This window comes from Blastopirellula retiformator (assembly GCF_007859755.1).
Classification (GTDB): Bacteria; Planctomycetota; Planctomycetia; order Pirellulales; family Pirellulaceae; genus Blastopirellula; species Blastopirellula retiformator.
In genome coordinates this window covers 1010781-1035924 of record NZ_SJPF01000001.1, presented here as the reverse complement: position 1 = coordinate 1035924, position 25144 = coordinate 1010781, and the positions used below count along the sequence as shown (strand labels likewise).

The following is a 25144-nucleotide window of genomic DNA, read 5'->3' as shown; positions in this document are numbered from 1 at the left end:
TAACCGAGCCAAACCCGATTAGGGCTCGGAAGCTTGATTTTTCTCTTCCGGCGGCGGATCGGCCAGTTCTTGCGTGGCCGCCAAAACCGAGCGACCGTCGCTGAACGTGCGATTTTCGAACTTCAGCTCGCTATGGTCGTGCATTCCGTCCAAACGGAGGGCCTCGGCCGCCTGTTTCGCGGCGTCCGCTTTTCGTCCGGCGGCGGCGTACATTTGGGCAAGCTCGGCGTGGAAATACCCCCGAGTGGGGAAGTTACGGCAGGCCGCCTCTTGCCGCTCAATCGCCAGCGCCAGAATCTCCGGCTCCTGGTACTTTTGGTAGAGTTCCCAGTATTGGTTGGCAAACCAGTTCTGCAGCGTCGCACTTCGCGGACTACGCCGCGTCGTTTCCTCGGCCGCTTGCTTGGCGCCAGCGACGATCGGCGGATCGGGTCGCTGCTTCCAATGCTGTAGATACGAATTGGCCAACAGTTGGGGGCCTTCGGCACTGTAAGGATCTTTGTCCATAGCGAGTTCCGCCTCGCGTCGCTGCTGAGCCGGAAGACTTGCCCCAATCGCGTCGTAGAAATGCCCATAAGAAGCCAACACCGGAAAGAGCGCCGTCGACGCCATCCCATACAGCAGCACAACCGCCGCCCCTGCGGCCCCGGCCCGGATTGCAAAGCGATCGCTTCGCCAAGTCCGGTCGTCGGCATCACCAAATGTGAGGCCCCAAATCAGCCATAGCCAGATCGCGACCGACGGAAAGCTGATGCCTCCGGCGGCCAACAAGTTGATCATCAAGACGATCGCCGCGATCCGCAGCGTCAGCCAATCGAATTTCCCCTGCTGCGCCCAGCGATAGGTTGCCCCCAGCACGACCACCGCCAACGGCACGCCGAGCCAAATCCCCCAGGTCGGCGCCTCTTCCTGCATGAGCGCTCGAACGATCGGCGCGACCAACATCGCCGCCGCCGCGCCGCCATAGATCGCGATCACGCTCTGGGTTTCGGTCGCTTCCGGCGGCTGATCTTCGCCAATTGCATCTTCGCTCTCCTGGGCGCCGGTCGGAAAACGCATCAGCCAGACGGCGACAAAACCAAGAAACAACAAAATTGCCGGCACGCCTGCCGAAGCGGCGATCTCCAGCAAAAAGTTATGCGGATCGGCAATTGTTTCGCTGGCTGACGCCGGCATGTATCGCGGGTAAAACGATTGGAAGTTGCCGAGCCCACACCCAAACAACGGGCGTTCGACCGTTACGTCAAGCGCCCCTTGCCAATACTGCAACCGGTACAGAATCGACTTGGGCGCCTCGGTGAATACCTCTCGGTCCAATAGCCCGCTGGTAAATCCGCCGCCGACCGCCAACACCATCAACAACACGCCGCCCACCAGATATTTCCAAGGCAGATGCCGTCGCAGACTGCTCGCCAAGAGGCCCCACATCCCTATACCGACGATCGTCGCCAAGACCGCGGTGCGGCTCTTGGTCAGGATGAGCGCGCCGCACAACAAGCATGCGACGATCGCCAAAGCGGCGACTTGCCAGAAAGCCCGCTCACGCATCTGGCTGATCGCGATGCCGGCGGTCACGATCAAACCGACGGCCAGAAAACCGGCCAACGAATTGGTCAGCGTGAACGTTGACGAAGGCTCGGTGCTCATCAACCGAGACTCAAAGTTCTTGACCTGTGGATCGTCGGCGTCGCCGACAATTCCGGCGATGCGGCGGGCCTCTTCCGGATTCGCCTGATAGTCGGCCTGCATCTGCGGGATTTCTACACGGTATTGATAAACCGCATAGGTCGCACACAGGGTTACCGTCGCGGCCAAGACCGCCGTGATCGCTCGCTTGCGTACGTCGGAGCGAAACAGCTGGCGATACAGAAAGTAAGCGACAACCAGAGCGGCATAGGTCCAAAACTGGTTGATCGCCGGGCGAACTTCACCGCTGCCGGCGACCATCGGTACGCCAATCGCTAGCCACGCGACCAGCCCCAGCAGCAAAGACTCCCACTTCGACCAATAAATCGTCAGCTGCCCGTTGAGAATGCCGCTGACGCCCCAGAGCGCCAAACCCCACAACCACATCGCCACCCAAGGCAACTCGACGCCGCGGCCAGGCGGGCCTTCGCTGCCAATCAGCGGCGTTAGCGCCGTCAACCAGGCGACATACCCGCACAGCAGCAGCGATATCCACGGATATTTGACCGACGCGACAGAGCCGCTATCGGCAGCCAGCGGCGCAGTGTCGCTGGAACGAGTTGACGTCGACTTGCGGCGTTTCATGGATCTTTTCGAGAGCGACGGGCGGTCGATTCAATGACGCCGATCAGCGCCAACACGCAAAATACCATCAACATCACGACCACAGCGCCAATCCAATCGACCCGATGCAGCAGCACCGCCCCGAAGCCGCAGGTCGCCGTCATCAGGTAAATCGTCAGCACGGCCTGCGTCTTGGTAAAACCAAGCTCCACCAGCCGATGCGATACATGACTCTTGTCAGGCTGAAACGGGCTGCGGCCTTCGCGAATTCGAATCCCTAACACCGTAATCAGATCGAACAGCGGCACCGCCAGGATACATAGCGGCGCGAGAACCGCATGCCGCGAGTTGTCGTCATAGCCGGCGAACGTGGCGATGATCGTCATGATGGCGATACAAAAGCCAATCAAGTAACTGCCGGCGTCCCCCATAAAGATCTTGGCCGGCGGACGGTTGTGCCACAAGAATCCGAGCATCGAGCCCGTCAGCACCAGCAGGAACCCGGCGGTAAACAACTGCGGCCCAGCCGTACTTGGATCAGGCGCGATCAACAAAACCGCGGCCATGATCGAAGCGGCGATCGTCGCCACCCCGGCCGACAACCCATCCATATTATCGAGCATGTTGAACGAGTTGATCATCGCCACAATCCAGAGTATCGAGACGACGTACTGCAGCCAGACGATATTGACGTAGAAGCTGAGCTTCCAATCGAAGCCGATCACAAATACGGCTGCGACCGCCATTTGCATCGCCAGGCGAATCCTCCAGGACAAACCAATCCGATCGTCGATCAGTCCCAGGATCATCAAGATCGATGCTCCGGCGACCAGCGCCCACAGCTTGAGCGACTGGTGAAGGAAGCCGTCGAAGTGCGCCTGCGCCATTTCGACCAACGAAGCGATCATCGGCGGCAGCGATCCTTCCGAAAATTCGATGCTGCCGACCAGGCCCACTGTCAATTGCGCGAGCGCAAGCGTCGTCACCAGGCCAGCCCAGATGCCGATTCCGCCTCCTAAGGGAGTTGGCGTCACATGAACCTTGCGTTCGTTCGGCTCGTCGACCAATCCCCATTTTCGCGCATTGGCCCGAACAATGGCGGTCGCCACCAGCGAAAACAGAAAACTGGGAATGACCGCGGCGGCGATCAGCGAAATGGCGACGAGCGGGTTCCATGTCACGCGCGAAACCGATCAATAGGGGACGAGAAGACAAGTTCGCTACTATTTTAGTTGGCATCGCCTGCCGCTTATACCTCCCCCGGCTTACGCAGGGTTTTGACGCAGCTGCTGCCGCAGATAACCGCGACATTCGTCAAAAAAGGCCTGAAAATCGGCCCGCTGATAGTCGGGATAGGTCCACGGGAAGCCGGTCCAATGCTTCTGATGGTACTGCAGAGTCACTTCCGCAAAGATCCCATCACGCAGATAAAGCCGATGACTACGATCCTTGGTGGTCGCCAACACCAGCTTCGCCTCGGTGATGTAGCCGGGGTCAAGATTCAACGGGCGGCTTTCGGGCCACTCGCCCGGCCGCTGGCAATCGGCTTCCAGATCATTGGAAAGCCGTTTCCAATCGGGCAAGGTCGAACTATCGGCCAACTGGGCGAACGCCCAAAAGCACTTTTTTAGGCCCGCGCCCATCTCGGCGTCGTAGTAGTTGGTTTCGACCAGGTCGAAGTGGGGACTTGCTAGCGCTACGGGGCCCCAGTGCGACGCAAGCTGCGACTTACCGAACTCGAGCGTCTCAGCATGACGGCTAAACGCGGCGACAATCCGCAGTACATGGCGGGGAGGTTTGAGATCGCCCATCGGTCTCGCGAGGAAGAAAATCGAAGTGAGATGCGGTGATGCTGAGTTCTAGTCTACGTCAAGAACGAAAAAAGCCGCCAGGGGGACGGCCCTGGCGGCTTTTTCGTTTTGTCGTTAGACAACCCGTGATCGTACCTTAGTACATGAAGATCACGTCCATGCCGCCGAAGAAGCCATTGTCCTTCGTGCCGTCATAGAACGGCGTCGAGCCGTCGTTGTTGTCAAACTTGTCCCAACGCAGTTCCGGACGAACCATCAGGTTGGCGTTCGGAGTCCAGTTGGCGCCGATGCTGAACGAATAGTAGTCGCCGCCGCCGTTGCCGACCCGGGCGCCGTCTTCGTCGTCGAACCATTCGATACGGGTACCGACCTTCCAGCAGTCGTTGATTTCCTTGAACAGGTACTGGTTGATGCCGTACCAGTAAACCGCTTCCGGATCTTGACCGGTCAGGTTGTACTGGGTGCCAAGGTCGTGCTGGAAGACATAGCTCCAACCGCAACCGACATCGTAGGTGAACACCCAGCTGTTCATGTAGCTGTCGCCGCCGTTCTTACCGAACGAACCGCCGACGCACTGCCAGGTCAGGGCCGCCTTTTCCGACAGGGTCAGGCTGACGCCGCCCAGGAACATCTGCTGAGCTTCCCAGTTGTCAAAACCGGTGTCCCAACCTTGAACCCAACCACCATTGAAGGTGACGTCTTCAAAGCCGCTGTAGGTCAGCATGGCGCCGGTGTGGGTGAACGGCTCGCCGTAGTTCATCGTGTAGGCGTGCGAGTAGAAGAAGTTGTCAGGAGCGGTAACGACTTCGTAACCAATGGTGGTGTAGAAGTGACCGACCTTCAATTCCCAATCGCTCCAAGCGGCCGTCATGTACAACTGCGGAATGGCCGAGCCATACAGAGCGGTGCCGTCTCCGCTGTCTTGAGCGGTGTTCCAACGGTTGTCCCAGCGGAAGCGATCACCGTAGCCAAACGCTTGGGTGTCAGGACCGTCGGCGCCCCAGACGAAGTCAGCACGATAACCAAGGTCGAAGCAGTAGGTTTCGGCGTCCGCGGCCTTTTCGGCGTAGATCCAAACCTGATCGACCGTCGGCGTGTTGGAGATGCCGCGGAAAGGAACCGGGGCGTTACCCGTGTTCGACTTCACGCCGCCGGCGTTGGCATAAAAGCCAGCCGAAACCCAACCACCAATCGTCAGTCCGCAATCATTGGTGCCAAAAAGCTGCCATTGATCGCCATGTTCGCAGCAGGGGAACCAATCGATTCCACAGCAGCTGTCGCAGCCCGTGCTGCAACCGCAGGAAGTGTCGCAGCCACAAGCCGTGTCCGTGGCACATCCGCAATCGCTGACGGTGACAGCTTCGCCAACGTAGCTCACTTTACCGGCATTGTAGTAGCCGGGTTGTTGAGCAACGGCGAAACCGGTCGATCCGACCAGCATGCCGACAGCGAGCAATGCCCGCTTCCAATCCGTTTTCATCTGAACTCCCTCCAAATCCCAGGATTTACTTATTCGACGCAGGGAATCGCCTCCGCGATACCTATGAGGCTGCTTCAGCTTGAACGCCACGCTTCCCGATTCTCCGCTTCGGGAGCGCCGCCGTCGGCATTCCGCCTCGAGCGCAGCCATTCGCACCTGATGCAGGTTTAATGGGTTTATCGAGATCAAAGCCCGCAGAATCTAAAGATCTCACTAGCGCTAGAACATCTTTGCGTGACCAACAGACTCCACGCATCTCTCCTAGGCGGATACAAACCACCCAAAACTGTCACAAATCGCGCAAAGACTCCCCCTGCGGGGTATACAATCCGCCAGCGAGGCCCTTTTTGCATCGCTTGGGGGGATTGATAGCCTTACGGAAACCGAGGCTGGCAATTCTCTTGTGGCGTGCGAATAATTGGGGCACAATGAAACCTTCAGGGACCAGCTCCTCCTCCACTCCTCATCCGACAGTCACTCGATATTCCGGAAGGCTCTTATTTATGTTGCGCCACGTCCCGGGTAACCGCCTGCGTCGCGGTTTTACCCTCGTAGAACTTTTGGTCGTGATCGCGATCATCGGCATCCTGGTCGGTTTGACCCTTCCGGCGGTGCAGCAAGCTCGCGAAGCGGCTCGCCGCGCCTCGTGCACGAACAATGAAAAGAACTTGATGTTGGCCTTGAACAACTATGAGGCGACTCATGGTTCGCTGCCGATGGCCTCCACCGTCTCCGAATCCTCCACAACTGCTGGTCACTTCAGCTGGATCGCCCAGATTCTGCCCGAAGTTGAACAGTCGGCGCTGCACGATCGCCTGAATTTCGGCATTCCGGCCGTGTCTGGCACGAATACGTCGTTGCTGGGCACGAAATTGGAGCTTCTGGTCTGTCCGTCGGACGCCAATGGCGAACCAGGGACCGAACTGGGCGCCTTCACCCCGTCGAACTACGCTGGCTCGGAAGGTTACGTTTCCAACTTGACGACCGGCAACCAGTACACCGCTTCGGCTGGTCGTCCAGCAGCTTGGTCGACGACGCCGCTCAACAGCGGCGCTCGTATGGATCTCAACGGCGTCTTCCGTCCGGGTCGTTCGACGAAGAACGCTCAAGTTAAAGATGGCGCGTCCAACACGATTTACATCTCAGAAACGACCGTCGCTGGCTATGACGCGACGAGCGGCGACGAACGCTTCCTGAGCGACGCTTACGCCCGGACCGCCCTGGTTGGCGCTTACCACACCGGCAGCGGCAGCCAAGCTTTGGGCTGGATCGACTACGATGGCGACTCGTCCGGCTACACCGGCGCCAGCGGAATCGCGACCGGTCCCCAGCTGATCACCCCCGTCTACATGGCGGCTGGAGAGATCAACGCCTCCGAGTTTGGCGCCTCGACGGCCCACAACGTGATTCTCTGCGGCCTGGGAGACGGTTCGGTCAAAGCGATTCCGTTGACCATCGACGATATTGTCTGGATTCAGCTGAACGGCATGGCGGACGCGACCGTCTTTGAGATGCCGTAAGTCGCGACTCCCAGCAGCTTGAAAAACAAAGAGGCCGGAACCAACTGGTTGCGGCCTCTTTTCGTAGATGGCCCCTGCCAAGCGCCGCAGCGACTAGTACGCCTTGGCGATCACCGCCCGACGCTGCGTCGGTTGGCCGGTAAAGATGCATTGGCCCGGTTCGTCCTCTCCTTCGATCGGAATGCAGCGAACCGTCAGCTTCAGCTTCTTCAGCTCTTCTTCGACCGCTTTGTCGTCGGCACAGTGGCAATAGGCGAAACCGCCATGAATCTCGGGGCGGTCGCTGTTCTTCGGCGTAAAATAGGCGACCAGATCTTCCAGCTTGTCGATCGTGCGGCTGTTTTCGTCTCGCAACTGCTTCGCCCGGTTGTAGAGATTGGCCTGGATTTCGTCGAGCAGCGTCGTGATCGTGGCGACTAGCTCCGCTTTCGGCGTTCCCTTCTTATCTTTGGGGGACTGATCGCGGCGGGCCAGAAAGACGCTGTCGCCGGCGACGTCGCGCGGGCCGATTTCGGCACGTAACGGCACTCCCTTCTTGATATGTTGCCAGGTCTTTTCGCCGCCGCGGATGTCGCGGTCGTCGACCAGCACGCGGATCGGAGCGCCGTGATACTGCACTCTCTTCAGTTCGGCGTTCAATTGATCGACGTACGCCAGGACGGTCGCTCGCTCTTCGTCGCTGCGGTAGATTGGCAGCAGCACGATATGCTTCGGCGCCAGACGCGGCGGGCAGATCAGCCCGTCGTCGTCGCTGTGAGTCATAATCAAGCCGCCGACCAGACGAGTCGAAACGCCCCACGAAGTCGTCCAGGCGTATTCCTCGGTCCCTTCCTGCGACTGGAACTTGATCTCCTGGGCCTTCGAGAAGTTTTGCCCCAGGAAGTGCGACGTACCGGCCTGCAGCGCTTTGCGGTCCTGCATCATCGCTTCGATGCTGAGCGTCATCGACGCGCCAGGGAAACGCTCCCAAGACGTTTTTTCGCCCTTTATCACCGGCATCGCCATGTAGTTCTCGGCGAAATCGGCGTAGACCTCCAGCATTTGTCGGGTTTCGGCGATCGCTTCTTCGGCGGTCGCGTGAGCGGTGTGCCCTTCTTGCCACAGGAACTCGGCGGTTCGCAGGAACATGCGGGTCCGCAGTTCCCAGCGGACGACGTTGGCCCATTGATTGATCAAGATCGGCAGATCGCGATACGACTGGACCCATTTCGCGTACATCGCCCCGATAATCGTTTCGCTGGTCGGGCGAACGATGAGCGGTTCATCCAACTTACCAGCCGGCACTAAACCGCCGTTGGGGCCCGGCTCCAGGCGATGATGCGTTACGACGGCGCATTCTTTGGCGAAACCGTCGACATGCTCCGCCTCTTTTTCCAGGTAGCTCATCGGGATAAAGAGCGGAAAGTAGGCGTTTTCGTGGCCAGTTTCTTTGAACATGCCGTCCAGGACCGACTGCATGTTTTCCCAGATCGACCATCCCCACGGCTTAATCACCATGCAGCCGCGAACCGGCGAGACTTCGGCCAGATCGGCCGCCTTGATCACCTGCTGATACCACTCGGGATAATCATCGGCTCGCGTCGGAGAAATCGCGTTTTGGGGAGCCTTCGCCATGGGAATACTTCTTCACCTTGCAATTTTATCTAACCGGGTAAAGGTCGCATTCTAGGGGATATAAGTTCATGGTGACAACGCGGCTTCCTCGGGGGGATCTCGCTGCGATTAGGCGCATTTCTCCACAAATGCCACCCTTGGGCAGGGTTACGTCCTTGAAGGAATATGATCCCCCCCCTAGAATCCTGCACTTTTCCCGTGTCGTTTGCCAGCCTAACGATGCGGCGTATTAATGAAGAAAGACCCTTTCTGGGTCAGTCAGCGAGAGAGAGCAGTAGATGTCGCGACGCGAAATCGCCAGTTTGGGCGAAAACGAAACAATCGACGAGGTCTATCTCGTTTCCAGCAAACAGCTTCGCCCCAATCGCCAAGGCAATCTTTATCTGCAGATGCAGATCAGTGATAAGTCGGGGCAGGTCAACGGCATGATGTGGAACGCCAATGACCACGTCTATCGCAAGTTTGAGGATGGCGATTACGTTCGAGTCCAGGGAACCTCGCAGTTCTACAACGGCGCGATGCAAATCATCGTCACCAGCCTGGACCGGGTCGACCCCAAGGATGTCGACGAATCCCACTTTGTGCAACTCGGCGGCGCCGAAATCGATCGCCTCCGCGGTGAGTTGGCTGGCATGCTGCGGGCCATGAAGAACCCGCACCTGCGAAACCTGGCCGAGTGCTTCCTGATCGACGAAGAGTTCATGCAGCGGTTTTGCCGCGCTCCGGCCGGCGTTAAAAACCACCACGCTTACCATGGCGGCCTGCTGGAACATGTCGTCAACCTGATGAAGGTGACCCAGGCAATCGTCCCGTTCTATCCGCAGGTCGACGCCGACCTGCTGCTGATCGGCGCGTTCACGCACGATCTGGGCAAGATCGACGAGTTGTCGTATGACAAAGGTTTGTCCTACAGCGACGAAGGCCAGTTGATCGGTCACCTGGTGATGGGCGTCAGCCTAATCGACCAGAAAGCGGCCGAGGCCGAAAAGCTCGGCGGCGAGGCGATTCCGCAAGAGCTGGTCCTGCGCGTCAAACACATGGTGGTCAGCCATCATGGCAAGCTTGAGTTCGGCAGTCCCAAGGTGCCGATGACGCTCGAAGCTTTGGCGCTTAACTATCTCGATACGCTCGACGCCCATGTGATCAGCTACGGTCAGTTAATGAAGGAAGACGTCAACACCGACAGCCCCTGGACGATCTACCATTCGTCGATCGGGCGAAAGCTCTACAAGGGAGAGCCGTCCAGCTAACTGCCTGTTGAAAAATGCCATCGTGGCATTTTCCAACCTCGCCAGGCTCAGAGCGTAGCTCTTCGCGGCTCGCAAAATAACGACTTACATCGCTATTTTGGGATCGCATCCCTGCGATCACGCAGTCCGTCGAGAAAATCAACGGACTGCTAATGGGACAATCGTTCCACTAACGCTCTTCCGGCGACCTGCGATGCGCGGCGGATCGATGGGGCGGAAAAAGTTGGATGTCTGAATTTGGAGGCGAGTCGCATAGGCTCGCCTCTTCTTTTATGCGCGAAGTTTTCCACGCAATTGATTGCCTGCGAACCATCGTAACCTTATCTGCAAATGAGAGTTACGAGTTTGGCGTCTCACTTAGCCGGTTCACAGCAAACGACTTCTTGAAGAAGTCTAAAAGAACCCTTTACCAGAGATTCACCCCGCATTCACGCAGTACACGCGGTCGGCGACGACGATTCTAAGGAGGTTGGGAAAGACGCCATCGACGGCGCGCTGTTATAACGAACCAACCCCCATAAGCAACAAGGGCCGGGAGGGACCCCGCCATGAATCGCCAAGCCATGAAGACCAGCCGCGTCCGCACGCTATTCATCAGCGACGTTCACCTCGGTTGTCGGTACGCACGCGTCGAGCCGCTGCTCGACCTGTTGAATCGGCACGATCCCGATTACGTCTATATCGTCGGCGATTTCATCGACGGCTGGCGGTTGCGTAAACGTTGGCATTGGGAGCCTATCTATAACGCCATCCTGAGTCGCCTGTTTGAAATGTCGGAGGCGGGCTCAAAGATCCGCTATGCTCCGGGCAATCACGACGACTTCTTACGCGATTTTCATTTCAATTTCGGCTTTGTCGAGATCTCCGACGAATTCATCCACGCTTGTCCCCGCGGCCGCCGCTTTCTGGTGACGCATGGCGACAAGTTCGATCAGGTCGAGACGAAAGCGAAGTGGCTCTCGGTCCTTGGTTCGTTCGCATACGACTCTTTGTGTTGGCTGAACCAGCGAATCAACGACTGGCGGCGCTATTTCAAGTTGCGGGGCCTGCCGCTAGCCGCGATGGTCAAAAAGCGGGTCAAAGCGGCGGTCACCTTCGTCAGCGACTTCGAGACCAACCTGGTCAATCATGCCCGCGACCAGAACTGCCAAGGGGTCGTCTGCGGCCATATCCATACGCCTGCGATGGATCAGCGGGGCGACGTCATGTATTGCAACACCGGCGACTGGATCGAAAACGCAACCGCGCTGATTGAGTATGAGGATGGGCGGCTGGAAATCGTTGATATGCAACACGCAGAAACCGCCGTTTCGATCGACGACTCCTCGGAGTTCGTATTAGAACAAGGGGAGATCCTGCGCAACATGTTGATCGGCTCAGAACAAGCGGCGCCCGTCAGCGTATAAGACCACGCTTGAATAAAGACCGAAACTAAACCGAATACCTTCAAGTTCGACTCGACGATCCCGGCCTGAGATCGATAGAATTATCAACGACCGTTGATTCTATTAGAGGATGAAACGAACCGTGGCGAAAATATTTTACAGTATGTCGGGCGAAGGACGCGGCCATGCGGCCCGCGTTCGCACCATGGTCGAACGCCTTCGACCAGAGCACGAAATGGTGCTCCTCGCCCCAGATCAGGCGTACGACTTTCTCGCGCCGATCTACAACGACAACGCCCACACGCCCAACGTCGAGGTTCGTCGCCTTCCTGGGCTTCGGTTCTACTATACCCGCGGTCGTTTGGACCTGTCGAAATCGATCTTCCGCGGCCTCGGCTTTCTGGCCAGGCTGAACGGCTTCGCCCGCGATATGGCCAAGACGATTCGCCGCGAAGAGCCGAACCTGGTCATTACCGACTTCGAGCCGATCTTGCCCAAAGCGGCCAGTAAGACCGGCGTTCCGGTGATCAGCCTGAACCACCAAGACTTCCTGCTCGCCTACGATCTTTCGACTTTGCCGAAAACGCTCCAGTGGTATGCCTGGATGATGAGCTTCGTCGTCAAGGCGCACCACGTCGATCATGCCGAGACGATCGTTTCCTCTTTCTTCACCTCGCCGCTGCGTCCCGGCTGGGAGAACGTCACCCAGGTCGGTCCCCTGCTCCGCAAAGAGCTGGAAGAGGCGCAAACAAGCGAACAAGGTTACCTGCTGTCGTACGTCCGCCGCTCGATGCCGCCGGAAGCGATCGAACTGCTGAAAGGCTGCGACCGCGAAGTGCGAGTCTACGGCCTCGGCAAACAAAAAGATCAAGGCAATCTGCGGTTCTTCGACATCAGCGAAGATGGCTTCGTCCGCGACTTGGCTGGTTGCGACGCGATGGTTGGCGCCGCCGGCAATCAGTCGCTTGGCGAAGCGATCTATCTCGGCAAACCAGTCTTGGCGTTGCCGGAAGAATCGCATCACGAGCAAATGATCAATTCGCACTTTCTGCGGCAAATGGGCGTCGGCGACTGGTCGACGATCGAAAGCTTCTCGAAAAAGCATCTCGCCAGTTTCATGGAACGCCTGGCGCAGTTCCGTCAGAACTTGAACACGTTCCGGGGCCAAATCAACGGCAACCCGTCAGCCCTGGCGGCGATTCAAAAGCACTTGCCGGCGTAATACTTCAAGGGCGCCGTTGCCACGTCGCCGTTGTCACGTCTTCGTGGCAATGAATGCGTTGTCCATCTCGCTAGAACAGCGGCATCAAGCCAATTATTGGGCCTGGCACATTCGCTCGGCTCGCGCCTCGGGCTATGAGTCTCAACCAATGATCGGATGCAGCACTTCGCCGGCGACGTCGGTTAGTCGGAAGCGGCGACCGTTGTACTTGTAGGTCAGCTTCTCGTGATCCATGCCCAATAAATGCAGGATCGTTGCGTGCAGGTCGTTGACGTGCACCTTATCGACCATCGCCTTGTAGCCGACTTCGTCCGACTCGCCGTAGCTGACGCCTCCTTTGACGCCGCCGCCGGCCATCCAGGCCGTAAAGCAATGCGGGTTATGATCGCGGCCCGGCTTCTCGCCGGTCTGGGCGATCGGCAATCGCCCGAACTCGCCGCACCAGATCACCAGCGTCTCGTCCAACAGCCCCCGCTGGGCGAGATCGGTCAGTAGCGCCGCAACTGGCTGATCGGTTTCTCCGGCAAACTGACTGTGGTTCCCTTTGATGTCGATGTGCCCGTCCCAACTTCGTTGGTTTTCCATTCCGCCGGAATAGATTTGCACGAACCGCACGCCTCGCTCGACCATCCGCCGCGCAACCAGGCATTGCTTGGCGAAGTGCCCGCACTGTTTTTCGTCGACGCCATATAGCTTGGTGATATGTTCCGGTTCCTGCGAAATGTCGATCGCGTCCGGAGCGGTCGACTGCATCCGATAGGCAAGCTCAAAACTCTCGATCCGCGCCGCCAGTTCGGTCTCGGCCTGGCGCCCCGCGAAGTGCTGTTGGTTCAACTGCTTGAGCAAATCCAGCTGGGCCCGTTGGCCGCCAACGGACAGCGTCTCGGGACGCGAGAGGTTATCAATCGGCGGACCACTCGGCCGCAAATGGGTTCCCTGATAAACGCCCGGTAGGAACGCAGCGCCCCAGTTGGCGGCGCTCCCCTTAGGCAAGCCGCGGTTCAGCGGATCGCTCATCACGACGAAGCCAGGCAGATCCAGGTTCTCACTCCCCAATCCGTAGGTCACCCATGACCCGACGCCGGGAAATCCCATCCGCGCCATCCCGGTGTTCATCATGAACAAGGCCGGGCTATGGTTATTCGACTCGGTGAAGCCCGAATGGATGAAGGCCATCTTGTCGACATGCTCTCCCAGCTTCGGAAAGATCTCCGAGACCATCTTGCCGCTCTCGCCGCGAGGCGTGAACTTGAACGGCGACGGCATCAGCTTGCCGACCTTATCCTGGAAGAACCCGGTCGTGTTTTCAAACGTGCCGTCAAATTCTTTCAGCGACTTGCCGGCCCATTTGTCGAGCCCCGGCTTGTAGTCCCAAGTATCAACCTGACTGGGACCGCCGTTGACGAAGATCCAGATCACCCGCTTCGCCTTGGCGGGAAAATGCGACTGCTTCGGCGCGAGCGGATTCAGAGCCGTCGTATCGGCCGCCAGCAAACCCTCGCCCTGCAAAAGCGTCGCCAGGCCCAACAGACCAGCGCCTCCGCCGCAGCGAGCCAACCATTGGCGACGGGTTTGCAGCGTATGAATGTCGTGCATCAGTTTCGCCTTTAGTCGATGTAGATGAATTCGTTCAATCCAAACAGCGCCTGGCACAGGTCAACCAAAGCTCCGTCTGCGCCACCCTTTCCGTCTCGCTTCGACTGAGCGACGACGAACGCAATGGCAGTTTTCAGCTCTAGTTCGGTCGGATCGCGCTGAACCGCCTTCTGGTAGGCTGCGACAATTCGCTCTTCCAGCGAGCCTGTCGGCAGCGATTTCGCGAAGCTCTCGGCATAGCTCCGCGTCTGCGGACTATTCATGATCGACAGCGCTTGCGGCGCCGTCGTCGTTTCGCTGCGACTGCCGATGCTGACCAGGTGTTCCGGCCAGTCGAACAGCATCATGGTCGGGATCAACTTGCTCCGTTTGATGAAGAAGTAGATGCTGCGGCGCTTCATCCCTTCGTCAAGCGTCCCCGGTCCGAACATCGTTGCATCCAACTCTCCCGAGACCGACAGCATCGCGTCGCGAATCGCCTCCGCTTCCAGTCTTCTCGGCGTATGCCGCCACAGCAGCCCATTCTGCGGATCGGCCGCCAATTGCTCGGGCGATGCGGCGCTCGCTTGCATGTAGGTCTGGCTGGTCATGATCTGTTTGTGCATCCGCTTCAGTCGCCAGCCGTTATGAACCAGGTCGACCGCCAACCACTCGAGCAGTTTGGGATGACTGGGAGCGTCTCCCTGGACGCCAAAGTCGCTCGGCGTCGAGACGATACCGCGGCCGAAGTGATGATGCCACAAACGATTGACGATCACGCGGGCCAACAATCCGCCGGCGCCCGTCTCGGTGTCCGTAATCCAGTTGGCCAGCGCCGTGCGACGATAGCTGAGAGCCGATTCGCCTGGCGTTACCTCCGCCTGCCAATGCTCGCGCGAATTCCCGTAGGTGAGCACCGCCGGAAAACCGAACTCGGCGACTTCACCCTTCTGAGTGACGTCGCCGCGAGTCAGAAAGTGTGTCGATGTGTAGAAATGAGGGAAGCCGCGACTGTCGGCCAGGTGCGGAATCTTCTTTCCCCCTTCGGTATTCACCTGTACGGTGACCGGCTTCGCTTCTCCATCGGTCGGCACGTCAATCTCCGCCAAACTACGAATGGTCGTCGTGAAGGTGGAGGCCATGCGGTAATAGTCGTGCGATGAGATCGGATCAAATTTATGGTCATGGCAGCGAGCGCAACCGATCGTCAAACCAAGGAACGCCGTGCCGGTCGTGGCGACGACGTCGTCCAGTTCGTCATAGCGGGCCTGTTCGAATTCCGCTTCGGTCAACTGCGTCGGAAACGCCCCGGCGCCCAAGAACCCCGTCGCCATCTGCGCCAGCGGGTTTTCAGGAGCGATCTCGTCCCCCGCCAATTGCCACGCCACAAACTGATCGTAAGGAAGATCCTCGTTCAGCGACTGAATCAAGAAGTCGCGATAGTGATAGGCGTGCTTGCGGTCGGTGTCTTGCTCGTAACCAAACGACTCGGCGAAACGGGCGACGTCCATCCAGTGCCGCGCCCACCGTTCGCCATACTGGGGCGAAGCGAGCAAGCGATCGATCAGTTTTTCGTAAGCTTGCGGATCCTTGTCGGCAGCGAACTCAGCGACCTCTTCCAGCGTTGGCGGCAGCCCGATCAAGTCAAAATAGACGCGGCGAATCAGCGTGCGGCGATCAGCCGTTGGATTGGGGACGATCCCTTGCTCGTTTAACCTCTCCAGCACAAATCGATCGATCGGCGACTTCGTCCAGTCGGATGAGGTCGCCGGCGGAGCGATCGTGTCCAGCGGCTGTAGCGACCAGAAATCGCTCGCCTGATCCCCTGCCCCTTTCGCGGCGGAGTCTTCGCCGACTAGCGGCGTATCGTACGGCGCCCCGAGGTCAATCCATTTGGCGATGGCTGCGATCGATTCGTCGGAGAGTTTTTCGGCACGCAGCGGCATGTGCGGCTCTTCTTCATGACGCAGCAGCGGCAGCAAGTAACTGCCGGCGGCGTCGCCTGGCTCAACATAGCCGGATTCTAGCAACTTGTCGCGGGTTGATAGATCGAAGTCGGCCTTGACGCTTTCGCCGCCGTGGCACTGGAGACAACTGGCCGTTAGCGTCTTTCCTACGTTCGCTTTGAAGAGAGCGAGTCCAGCCTTCATCTCGGCGGCATGGTCGGGCGAAACCGCACTGGTTGGCTCCCCGTCTGCTGCGATCGTCGCCTGACTGCTAAACAGGCCCAACGCTAAGATCGATAGCCAGAGCGAGCTGCGGATAACAAAAGCGGGCGGGTGCATAAGAATTCCGGCGACAGGAGGGAATCGCGTTAGGCGGGATCGTGCAGAGTTTCCCTTCAGTTTCGACGAAATCGGCGCCATTGTCCAGTGGTTTTCCGGACGTGCGGCCGCCAAGAAAAAAAAAAAAACGGCGCCCGTAGGATTACGGGCGCCGTTTATGGACATTCTGATGAACTATTAACGAGACGTTACTAATTCTTTTTGCCGAAGTTGTCGACCAGGTCGCGGAGGACGACCGCTTGCGCGCCCAATTCTTCGCTGCTGGCGGCCAGTTCTTCGCTGGCGGCGGTGGCCTGCTCGGTCACATCGGCAACTTGCTGGATGGCGCCGTAAACTTCGTTCGCCATATTCATCTGCTCGTCGGCGGCGATGGCGATCTCGGTGATCTTACCCGAGGTCGATTCGACCGCAGCGACAATCCGCTGCAGGGCGTTTCCGGCCTGCGCGCTCAGCTCGACGCCGTTGTTGACGCGTGAGGTCGACTCTTTGATCAACGACGAAATCTCCTTCGCCGCATCGCTCGATCGTTCCGCCAATTTGCGAACTTCGTCGGCGACGACCGCAAAGCCGAGACCATGTTCGCCAGCGCGAGCCGCTTCGATCGCCGCGTTCAAGGCCAACAGGTTGGTCTGGCTGGCGATTTCCGAGATGACCTGAATAATCTCGCTGATCTGTTCCGATGAGGCCTTGATCAGGTCCATCGCTTCGCCCGACTTGGTGACCGCCTGACCACCTTCGACGGCGATCTGATTGGTGTCGGCCGACAGACGATTGGTTTCCGACGAACGATCGCGAATGCCGCTAATCGACGAGATCAACTCTTGCGTCGAAGCGCTGATCTCTTCCACGGCGGCGCTTTGCGTCTGGGCGCCTTGAGCAAGCATCTGCGAGGTTTCGCTGACCGTGCCGGAAGTAGCGCTGAACTGGTTCGCGTTCTCGTTCACGTCTTCAATCAACGTCGCCATGTCGTGACGCAGGTTAACCTGGGCGGTGATGTCCGAGGCGTATTTGACCACTTTGAACGGCTTGCCGTTGAGGTCGAAGATCGGATTGTAGGAAGCCTGGATCCAGATTTCTTTCCCGCCTTTGCCAATTCGCTTGTATTCGCCCGAGTCAAACTCGCCGCGGTTCAGCCGAGCCCAGAAATCCTGGTAGTCGCGGCTTCTGGCGTAATCGTCTTCAACGAACATCCGGTGATGCTGACCGACGATTTCCGAACGCGAATAGTCGACGGCGCCCAGGAAATTGTCGTTGGCGTCAATAACCGTCCCGTCCATGTTGAATTCGATCACCGCCTGCGACTTGCTGATCGCTGCGATCTGGCCAGAGAAGTTGGCGCTTTCCAGTTTCTGAGCGGTGATGTCGGTGGCATATTTGACCACCTTACACGGCTTGCCATTTAGATCGAAAATCGGGTTGTAGGAGGCTTGAATCCAGATCTCTTTGCCGCCGTTGCCGACCCGTTTGTATTCGCCGGAACCGTACTCACCACGGCCCAGACGGTTCCAGAATTCCTGGTAGTCGCGACTGCGGGCATACTCGTCTTCGACGAACATGCGGTGATGTTGACCAACGATTTCTGGCAGGGTATAGCCAACCGTCTGCAGGAAGTTGTCATTGGCGCGAATGATCGTCCCATCCGTGTTGAACTCGATCACCGCTTGCGATTTGCTGATCGCGGCGATCTGGCCTTCGCAATCGGCGGCGCGGTTTTTCTCGGCCGTGATGTCCGAGGCGAACTTGATCACCTTCACCGGGCGACCATTTTCATCCAGAATCGGATTGTAAGAGGCCTGGATCCAGATTTCCTTTCCTCCCTTGCCGAACCGCTGGTATTCGCCGGCGTCATATTGGCCATTTTTCAGACGATCCCAGAACTGGCGGTATTCGCCGCTGCGAGCGACTTCGGCCGAGACGAACATCTGATGATGCTTCCCTTGGATCTCGCCCAGCGAGTAGCCGACGGCGTCCAGGAAGTTGTCGTTGGCCGTGATGATCGTACCGTCCAACTCGAATTCGATCACCGCTTGCGATTTGTTGATCGCCGCGACTTCGGCCTTGAGCGATTCCAGCTCCTGGCGCAGCGCTGTGGCGCTGTTCGACTTCTTCTCGGTCTTCGGGTTCTCAAGAACTACTGCACTAGCCATTTTATTCGCTCCTGCCGCAAAAGTAAAAGTTTGGTCTGGGACTCTAAGGGGTCGTCGCCTGAGGGCGAACAAGGTTAATACGTCAACAACGTCGGTGCGTTGCGGGCGATCTCACGAAAGATTTCTTCCAAGTCTTCTTCTCCGGGAGCGTGCCAATGCTGGCCTCCGCCGATCCGGGCGACTTCTCGCATCAAGTATTGATTGGCGCTGTTGCTATAGGTGATCGTATGGACCACGATGTCGTTCTCGGCCGCATCATAGGCGGCGTTGGTTGGGCTGCTGCCGTAGTTGTGGTTACCATCCGTCATCACCACCATCGTTTTCGACGCGTAGGGACGCGCGTATTTCTTGTTCTGCAGCGTTTGGATCCCGCGATCCATTCCGGCGGTGATATTGGTCGAACCGTCGGGATAGTGTTTCGAATATTTGTCGAGGGCTTTCGAGATCTTCGAGTACTTGTCGGTCAGGTTTTTGTTAATCGATGCGCCGCTGTTGTAGGTCGATAACGAAACCAGCTCAAGTTGGGGCGTCGATTCCAATTCCGACAGAAAGCCGTCGACCGAATCGACCAGCGCCCACCAGCGGGCTCGGGCTGGAACAGGGTCGTTACTTCGCCAGCCGTACTCGTAGGTCCTACGATCGATACGCCACGTCATCGAACCGCTCCGATCGACCACCAACGCAATGTCGCGGTCGATCTGCGAGGCGGTCGCGTCGGCGACCGGTTGAAAAAACTCATGCCCAAAAATTGGAGTCAAATAGAGCCGAACGGCGCCATCGGGCGCTTGCTGCGTTCGACATCCCGTCACGTTAATGGAGTTGAGCAGCGTACCGCCGGGCGAGAACTCGAAACGGCCCTCGTCGTCCTTTCGGACCGACAAGCCGATCTGCACGTCGCTATCGGCGAGCGTCAGCGTATTGCCGGCGACGTTGTTCTTGGCGGCGTATTCAATCGCGGCGGCGTGAGCCAGACTTGCGTCTTGCTCCAAACTCAAGGTTCGTGCGCCAGCGCGTGCGGCGGCGTCGGTTGCGATCCGCAGTTCGGTGCGGGTCAGCTGCATGTACGCCACATCGACGCAGAACGCCGCCATCCACAAAATGACCGGCAGCAGACATGCGACCAGGATAAGGATGGCGCCGCGGCGACGATTTGCCGGGCGTTTGTTTCGAGATTTCATCTTGAACGTCATTTACTAATCGGGGTTGTAGCGTTCTGTCGCCAGGTGCGAGGTCGCTTCGATCGCGTAGCTGCTGAAATACTTGGGCGCCACCCAACTGTTGCCGGCAATCGGAACGCGAACCGTCACGGTGATTGTCTTCGTCTCTGGGGCCAGCACTTTCGGATTGACGTCGACTTCGACTTTCCGCGCGCCGACCGTCGCCAGCAATTGCGTCGCCTTGTCAACCGCTTCGGCCGAAGTCGCTCCCGGCACCATTGCATAGCGGGCCGCTTCGTACGCTGCGTTGTCCGCGGTGTGGCGAATCATCGTCAAACGACCAAACTCAAAGCAGGCCAGGATGAACATAAACAGGATAGGGCCGGCGAACGCCAACTCAACTAACGCCGCGCCGGTTCGATGCGGAAGACCGCTACGCCGCTGCGTTCGAATGCGTTTCGGCGCCAGCGTCGTCTTGCGACAGTTCGCCTCAGCTCCCAGGCAACGACGCACGCCTGCTCGACAACGCTCGGCCAGGCGGCAAATGGCGAATTGTGGTTTGTAATGCGACATAGGACGCCTCTTAGTACTCTTTCATCATCGTGACCGATGACGTAATCGTCGGTGGCGAAAACATCCAACCTTGCAGGGTCGAATTCGCGGCGACCGGAATCGTGATCGAAATCGTCACGTCTTTGCCGGTTTTCGCGTTTTCAAAATTGGAGTGGTCGATATTCGCCCCTTGAATATTGCGATCGGCCAGGACCGACGAAGTGGCGCTCAGCGCATGTTGATTGGTGGCGTTGGGCTGTAGTGCGGCGCGACAACCTTCGTACGCGGCGATCGCAACCGATTGTTTCAGGAACATCATCTCGGCGCCCTGAATCGCCGCCATCAGGATCAGCACGACGACCGGCAAACAAATGGCCAATTCGGCCACCGCCATACCGCGTCGCGATCGATTTGTCTTGGGGCGTCGCATCGTCTAGCTCTCCTGCGGCGCTCGTCCGCTACGCAGACGATCGAACAGCCGGTTTAGGTCCACAGCGAATTCCTTCCAGTAGTCCTTGTCCCGCAGATTAAATGGCGGGGGAACGTCCCCTTCGACCGCTTCATTGACGACGCGGCGAAAACGGATAATCGGACCGACAAAGCGATGACTGAAGCGAATCAGGTCGAACGTGTAAATCGGCAGCAGACAGAACGCCGCCAGGATAAACGGCCCCTGGTTTTGCCAAACCGACGCCAGGTGGGCGCTCATCGGCTCCAACGGATTGCAGAGAACCTGCACGGCGAATGCGATCGCCAGACCGACGAGGAAGAACGTGGTCCAGTAAAACAGCATCCGCAGCACGATCCCTCCTTGCACCGAAGGATCGACATATCGAGCTCCGCGACGTTGGTTCATCGAATTTCTCACTAACTGTTATCGAGCGCGCAAGTAATGCGTCTGACCCCAAAAGGTAGGTCGCAGCTAATGACAAATCGTTCGGATGCCATCTTTCACGCACGAAATCGTGCAAAAATCTAGGCGCTACCGTCGCCATCGGCCGCAGAATCGGCATTTCCGGAGACGTTTCGATTGACCTCAAGGCCGCCGCCAGAGTAGAGTGCCCGCACAATGAACGAACAGCGGGAAAACGCGACCTTTTGCTGCCCTGGCGAGACTGTCTCGATCAGCCGGGGCGCCCATTTAGCGCGGTTAGCCCAGTTCTATCCGGCGTGTCGCAATTGTCCCCAGCGTGAGGACCAGTCAGGCGTCCCCGCCCAGATCGCCGACGCTTGGCGACAAGTCCCTCCCCAGGCGCCCATCACCCAGCTGTTTCAGCACGAAGGCCTCGTCGCCGACCTCTTCCACGAGTTCTCGCCGACGGTGGCCGCCCAGATCGCCGCCGCCTTCTGTCGCTGTTTAACGCAGCCGCTCAGCGCCCCTTTGCTGTTGGCGACCGCCCACTCGGCCGCCGTCGATCAGGCCGAAGCGATCGTCGCGATCTGGCGCAGAGCAGGCCTGGACGTTCAATTGGCGACCGATCCGACCTGCGCCGAAGTTGCCTGGACGATCGATCAACGCAACCTGGCCGGCGGCCTATTGCTAAGCACGCCCAGCGGCGACCTGCGACAGATCGCGGTTGCGTTGTTTGGCGGCGGCGGCGCCCCATTTACCGAAGAGCAACTGGCGCGACTGCAGCGCCACCTTGCTCCGCATCAGCCGCTCGCTCCGGCCCGACGGCAAGGCGTGCTGCGCGAAATCGAATTGGGGTCGGCCTACCTCCAGCGGTACGCCGCGTACCATCGTGCGCTGCGTCCCCTGCGGCTCGTGGCGCAGTCGCCGTCGCTTGGCGCCATTCGCCAACTGCGGCAATTGATCGACCGCTCGAATTGCGAACTGGCGGTCCTCCCCAGCGGCGGCGAGCGAAGCGTCCGCGTTGCCGCGGCGATCCAGCGGCAGCAGGCCGATTTTGGCGTTTGGATCGACGGCTGCGGCGAGTCGATCGAGGTGTTTGAAGAGCGCGGTTATCGCGTGCTGCCGTCGCGACTGTCACCCCTGCTGATCGAAGAAGCGGCCGCTTGGGAAGATCGACCGCTCCGGGTCGCCTCGCCGCTGGAACCGCCCGCTGGCGTCACTCATGTTCCCTCCGCCGCGGGTCGCGGCGCCATGTTCGCCACGATTTTGGAGCAAGATTGCCAACTTGGCGTCGAGCCGAGCGGTCGCTATTGGTGGCGAAACCAGTTGCCGACGGCCGACGCTTTGGGGGTCGTAACGCTCCTCTTGACCCGCCTTAGCCGGGATGACCGCAGCTTGTCGAGTCAGTTGATCTAGGTCATACTGCGTTTCGATATTTCGCTCCTTCGCCGCCCACAGATAAGGCGGTTTCTGTTTTTTGTGGAAGCCCCATGAGCCATCCTTGGATCGCCGATCGTACCGCCGCTTTTGACTCTAGCGGCATTCGCAAAGTTTTTGACCTGGCGGCGAAAATGACCGACCCGATCAACCTCTCGATCGGGCAGCCGGACTTTGACGTTCCGGATCCGGTCAAAGAGGCGGCGATCTCGGCGATCAACCAGGGGAAGAATGGCTACGCGCTGACGCAAGGCATGCCGGTCCTCCGCGACAAACTGCAGGCCGCGATCGACGCCGAATTCGGCCATAGCGACCGCACCAATTTCGTTTGCTCCGGCACCAGCGGCGGGCTCGTCTTGTCAATGCTGGCCCTGGTCAATCCTGGGGACGAAGTAGTCATCTTCGATCCCTACTTCGTGATGTACGAATCGCTGGTGAAACTGGTCGGCGGCGTGCCGGTGGTGTTGAGCACCTATCCTGACTTCCGTATCGACCTGGAAAAGGTGCGAACCGCCATCACCGACAAGACGAAGCTGATCCTGCTGAACAGTCCCGCCAATCCGACCGGCGTCGTCGCCTCGGCGGCGGAAGTCGAAGGGTTGGCCAAATTGGCGGCGGAGAAGAACATCGCCCTGATCTCGGACGAGATCTATCGGACGTTCACCTACGGCGAGTTCGTTTCGCCGGCCAAGTTCAATGATCAAACGATCGTGATCGACGGGTTCTCCAAGAGCTATGGCATGACCGGCTGGCGCGTTGGGTACGTGCACGGTCCGTCGGCGGTGATCGAAACGATGATCAAGTTGCAGCAGTACACGTTCGTCTGTGCTCCGCAACCAGCCCAATGGGCCAGCGCCGCCGCGCTGGATGTCGACATGGGAGAGCATGTCGCCGCCTATGCCCGGAAGCGCGACATGATGCTGGAAGGAATCAGCGATCTTTACGAAGTTTCGCGTCCCGACGGCGCCTTCTACATCTTCCCCAAAGCCCCATGGGGAACGGGCAGCGAGTTCGTCACCAAAGCGATCGAGAACAACCTACTGATTATCCCGGGCAATATCTTCAGTCGGCAGGATTCGCACTTCCGCATTTCGTACGCCGCTGCGGACGAGACGCTGAAACGGGGGGTCGAGACGCTGCGGAAGTTGGCGAAAGGTTAATTCGATTCGCCAGCGAAGCTCAAAATCGCTACACTAATGAGTGGAAGTGAACCTTTTCCTCCACCGGAGCGATTCGAAATGAGCCTCGAACTCCGACTTTCGTCACGACACTGGAGTTGCGACCCGATCGAACGAATCGATCCCGCGACCGGTCAGCTCGTGATGGAGCGTCCACACTTGCCGATGACGCCGTCCGAACAAACGGCGGTAAAGGCCCTTCTGGACGAAGCGGCCGGGCAGCCGATCGAAGGCGCCCGCGGTTTTCTCCGATTGACCGACGGCGCCAACATCCAGGTCACTTGCGACAACTACCAGCCGCAATACGTCGAAGAATTTAAGATCCACGTCGAACATGAGCTGACGCCTGCGTTGCTCGATTTTCTGATCAGCATTCTCGACGCCGGCAACTTGATCCTGACTTCGGAACGGGATGGTTCGTCGGTCAGCCTCCGAGAGGCGAACTTCGAGGACGCTCCCGAAACGGTCCAACCTCGGGCAGTCTGCCACAGTCGCGATGAGCTGAAAGAGATCCTGCTGCACGGCATTCGCGACGATCAACGCCTGACGAACAAAACGCTAGAGATCTAGAGCAGAACGCTTACTCGGTCGGCGGCGGCAATCGCAACGGCATCCGCTCTTGCGGTGGGGCGCCGCATGCCGCCAGGCGAGCTTGAATATCTTGAATCAGGCGCTGCTCCAGTTCGCAGTCGCGCCCAATCGGAATCCAGCCCAGCGTCGTCGTCTCGCGCACCGTTCCATCTTGCTCCATCCGGAGCGTGCCGTCGTGCCGCAGTAGATCGAGATCGGCGACGTCGGTGTTCCGCCCGTGTAAGTCTTCCAGTTCCTTCCGCACTTCGACGTCGATCAGGTAGCCGCCCTGCTCAGGCATGACCCGAATGATCACGGTCCGGCGGATCGTTTGCAGCGTGCTTTCCAGCTTTTCGTAACCGCGGGTCGAGTCGGTGCGCCATGGCTCGAAGATGGTCGAACCGATCAGCGGGAAGGTCTCCAGCCGGCCCTCGGTCAACTGGCCGGCAACCAGGCGCACCCGCTGCTCGTCACGGATTTTGAAGTTGTCGTCGACCGCATCGACGATCTGCTCCCACAAGACTTCGTAGTCGCCAAACTGGACGAACGCCGGATTCTGAATCGGCTGAGCCGGCGGACGGCCCGCTCCCACCCAGGAAGGCAACCGCAGCGCATGGCAGCCCACTGAGAGAGTCAGAATCGAGATCAGGATTGCCAGTCGCACCACGCCGGAAGCGCCTTGTGTTCGCAAAGTGTACCGATCGAAACGGATCGTCCCCGACCAGGGGGGCGGAGAAGGTTCGCAAAAACAGGCGATCACGGCAAGATCAGGTTGGAAGCGACGCGGAAAACTATCCCGAGGCGCGAGCCGAGAGAATTTGGCTAGAATCGCGCAGAAAGGCTGAATATCTAGGCAGT

General features: G+C 58.7%; 20 protein-coding genes. 7 read left to right on the top strand and 13 right to left on the bottom strand.

What is annotated here, in order from left to right:
* Nucleotides 1-18: 18 nt before the first annotated feature.
* From Enr8_RS04270 to Enr8_RS04255, 4 genes are all read right to left on the bottom strand, one after another.
* Entirely contained in the window at nucleotides 19-2271 is a 2253-nt protein-coding gene (locus Enr8_RS04270) for an O-antigen ligase family protein (RefSeq protein ID WP_146429357.1), read from the bottom strand.
* Nucleotides 2268-3431 (bottom strand): glycosyltransferase family 4 protein, encoded by a 1164-nt coding sequence (locus Enr8_RS04265; RefSeq protein ID WP_146429356.1) that lies wholly within the window; start codon nucleotides 3429-3431, stop codon nucleotides 2268-2270. Before Enr8_RS04265 ends, Enr8_RS04270 begins: the two co-directional genes overlap by 4 nt.
* A gap of 84 nt (nucleotides 3432-3515) precedes the next feature.
* Nucleotides 3516-4061, bottom strand: a complete 546-nt coding sequence (locus Enr8_RS04260) for a DUF4416 family protein (protein WP_146429355.1) — start codon at nucleotides 4059-4061, stop codon at nucleotides 3516-3518.
* A 136-nt stretch (nucleotides 4062-4197) separates the two neighbouring features.
* On the bottom strand, nucleotides 4198-5541 hold the full coding sequence (locus Enr8_RS04255) for a porin (RefSeq protein ID WP_186767423.1): 1344 nt from the start codon (nucleotides 5539-5541) through the stop codon (nucleotides 4198-4200).
* Between the two features lie 503 nt (nucleotides 5542-6044).
* Between Enr8_RS04255 and Enr8_RS04250 the strand changes: the two genes are divergently transcribed.
* On the top strand, nucleotides 6045-7061 hold the full coding sequence (locus Enr8_RS04250) for a DUF1559 family PulG-like putative transporter (RefSeq protein ID WP_186767494.1): 1017 nt from the start codon (nucleotides 6045-6047) through the stop codon (nucleotides 7059-7061).
* Nucleotides 7062-7154: 93 nt separating this feature from the next.
* On the opposite strand, the gene proS is transcribed toward Enr8_RS04250, so the two are convergent.
* A complete protein-coding gene (proS, locus tag Enr8_RS04245) occupies nucleotides 7155-8675 on the bottom strand; it encodes a proline--tRNA ligase (RefSeq protein ID WP_146429352.1) in 1521 nt (506 codons plus the stop codon).
* 278 nt (nucleotides 8676-8953) lie between these two features.
* Between proS and Enr8_RS04240 the strand changes: the two genes are divergently transcribed.
* The 3 genes from Enr8_RS04240 (at nucleotide 8954) to Enr8_RS04230 (ending at nucleotide 12532) form a co-directional block, all read left to right on the top strand.
* The gene (locus tag Enr8_RS04240; RefSeq protein ID WP_146429351.1) at nucleotides 8954-9925 is read left to right on the top strand and encodes a 3'-5' exoribonuclease YhaM family protein; all 972 of its coding nucleotides are present in this window, start codon (nucleotides 8954-8956) and stop codon (nucleotides 9923-9925) included.
* A gap of 548 nt (nucleotides 9926-10473) precedes the next feature.
* Nucleotides 10474-11331 (top strand): UDP-2,3-diacylglucosamine diphosphatase, encoded by an 858-nt coding sequence (locus Enr8_RS04235; protein ID WP_246119941.1) that lies wholly within the window; start codon nucleotides 10474-10476, stop codon nucleotides 11329-11331.
* A 121-nt stretch (nucleotides 11332-11452) separates the two neighbouring features.
* Entirely contained in the window at nucleotides 11453-12532 is a 1080-nt protein-coding gene (locus Enr8_RS04230) for a glycosyltransferase family protein (protein WP_146429350.1), read from the top strand.
* Nucleotides 12533-12673: 141 nt separating this feature from the next.
* Here Enr8_RS04230 and Enr8_RS04225 read toward each other — a convergent pair whose 3' ends face one another.
* The 7 genes from Enr8_RS04225 to Enr8_RS04195 form a co-directional block, all read right to left on the bottom strand.
* Nucleotides 12674-14128: a DUF1501 domain-containing protein gene (locus tag Enr8_RS04225; RefSeq protein WP_146429349.1), complete on the bottom strand. Its 1455-nt coding sequence runs from the start codon at nucleotides 14126-14128 to the stop codon at nucleotides 12674-12676.
* Between the two features lie 11 nt (nucleotides 14129-14139).
* Nucleotides 14140-16392, bottom strand: a complete 2253-nt coding sequence (locus Enr8_RS04220; protein WP_146429348.1) for a PSD1 and planctomycete cytochrome C domain-containing protein — start codon at nucleotides 16390-16392, stop codon at nucleotides 14140-14142.
* Nucleotides 16393-16583: 191 nt separating this feature from the next.
* The gene (locus Enr8_RS04215; RefSeq protein ID WP_146429347.1) at nucleotides 16584-18539 is read right to left on the bottom strand and encodes a methyl-accepting chemotaxis protein; all 1956 of its coding nucleotides are present in this window, start codon (nucleotides 18537-18539) and stop codon (nucleotides 16584-16586) included.
* 74 nt (nucleotides 18540-18613) lie between these two features.
* Nucleotides 18614-19717: a vWA domain-containing protein gene (locus Enr8_RS04210; protein ID WP_186767422.1), complete on the bottom strand. Its 1104-nt coding sequence runs from the start codon at nucleotides 19715-19717 to the stop codon at nucleotides 18614-18616.
* Between the two features lie 15 nt (nucleotides 19718-19732).
* Nucleotides 19733-20269: a TadE/TadG family type IV pilus assembly protein gene (locus tag Enr8_RS04205; protein WP_146429345.1), complete on the bottom strand. Its 537-nt coding sequence runs from the start codon at nucleotides 20267-20269 to the stop codon at nucleotides 19733-19735.
* Nucleotides 20270-20279: 10 nt separating this feature from the next.
* The gene (locus Enr8_RS04200) at nucleotides 20280-20678 is read right to left on the bottom strand and encodes a TadE/TadG family type IV pilus assembly protein (protein ID WP_146429344.1); all 399 of its coding nucleotides are present in this window, start codon (nucleotides 20676-20678) and stop codon (nucleotides 20280-20282) included.
* Nucleotides 20679-20681: 3 nt separating this feature from the next.
* Nucleotides 20682-21104, bottom strand: coding sequence for a hypothetical protein (locus Enr8_RS04195; protein ID WP_146429343.1), 423 nt, complete (start codon nucleotides 21102-21104; stop codon nucleotides 20682-20684).
* 213 nt (nucleotides 21105-21317) lie between these two features.
* Here Enr8_RS04195 and Enr8_RS04190 point away from each other — a divergent pair, with 213 nt between their 5' ends.
* The 3 genes from Enr8_RS04190 (at nucleotide 21318) to Enr8_RS04180 (ending at nucleotide 24286) form a co-directional block, all read left to right on the top strand.
* Nucleotides 21318-22517 (top strand): phosphohexomutase domain-containing protein, encoded by a 1200-nt coding sequence (locus tag Enr8_RS04190; RefSeq protein WP_146429342.1) that lies wholly within the window; start codon nucleotides 21318-21320, stop codon nucleotides 22515-22517.
* A gap of 74 nt (nucleotides 22518-22591) precedes the next feature.
* Nucleotides 22592-23698 carry a pyridoxal phosphate-dependent aminotransferase gene (locus Enr8_RS04185; protein ID WP_146429341.1) on the top strand — a complete coding sequence of 369 codons (1107 nt, stop codon included), beginning with the start codon at nucleotides 22592-22594 and terminating at the stop codon, nucleotides 23696-23698.
* A gap of 78 nt (nucleotides 23699-23776) precedes the next feature.
* Nucleotides 23777-24286, top strand: coding sequence for a hypothetical protein (locus Enr8_RS04180; protein WP_146429340.1), 510 nt, complete (start codon nucleotides 23777-23779; stop codon nucleotides 24284-24286).
* Nucleotides 24287-24296: 10 nt separating this feature from the next.
* Here Enr8_RS04180 and Enr8_RS04175 read toward each other — a convergent pair whose 3' ends face one another.
* Nucleotides 24297-24950 (bottom strand): hypothetical protein, encoded by a 654-nt coding sequence (locus Enr8_RS04175; protein ID WP_146429339.1) that lies wholly within the window; start codon nucleotides 24948-24950, stop codon nucleotides 24297-24299.
* Between the last annotated feature and the right edge of the window lie 194 nt (nucleotides 24951-25144).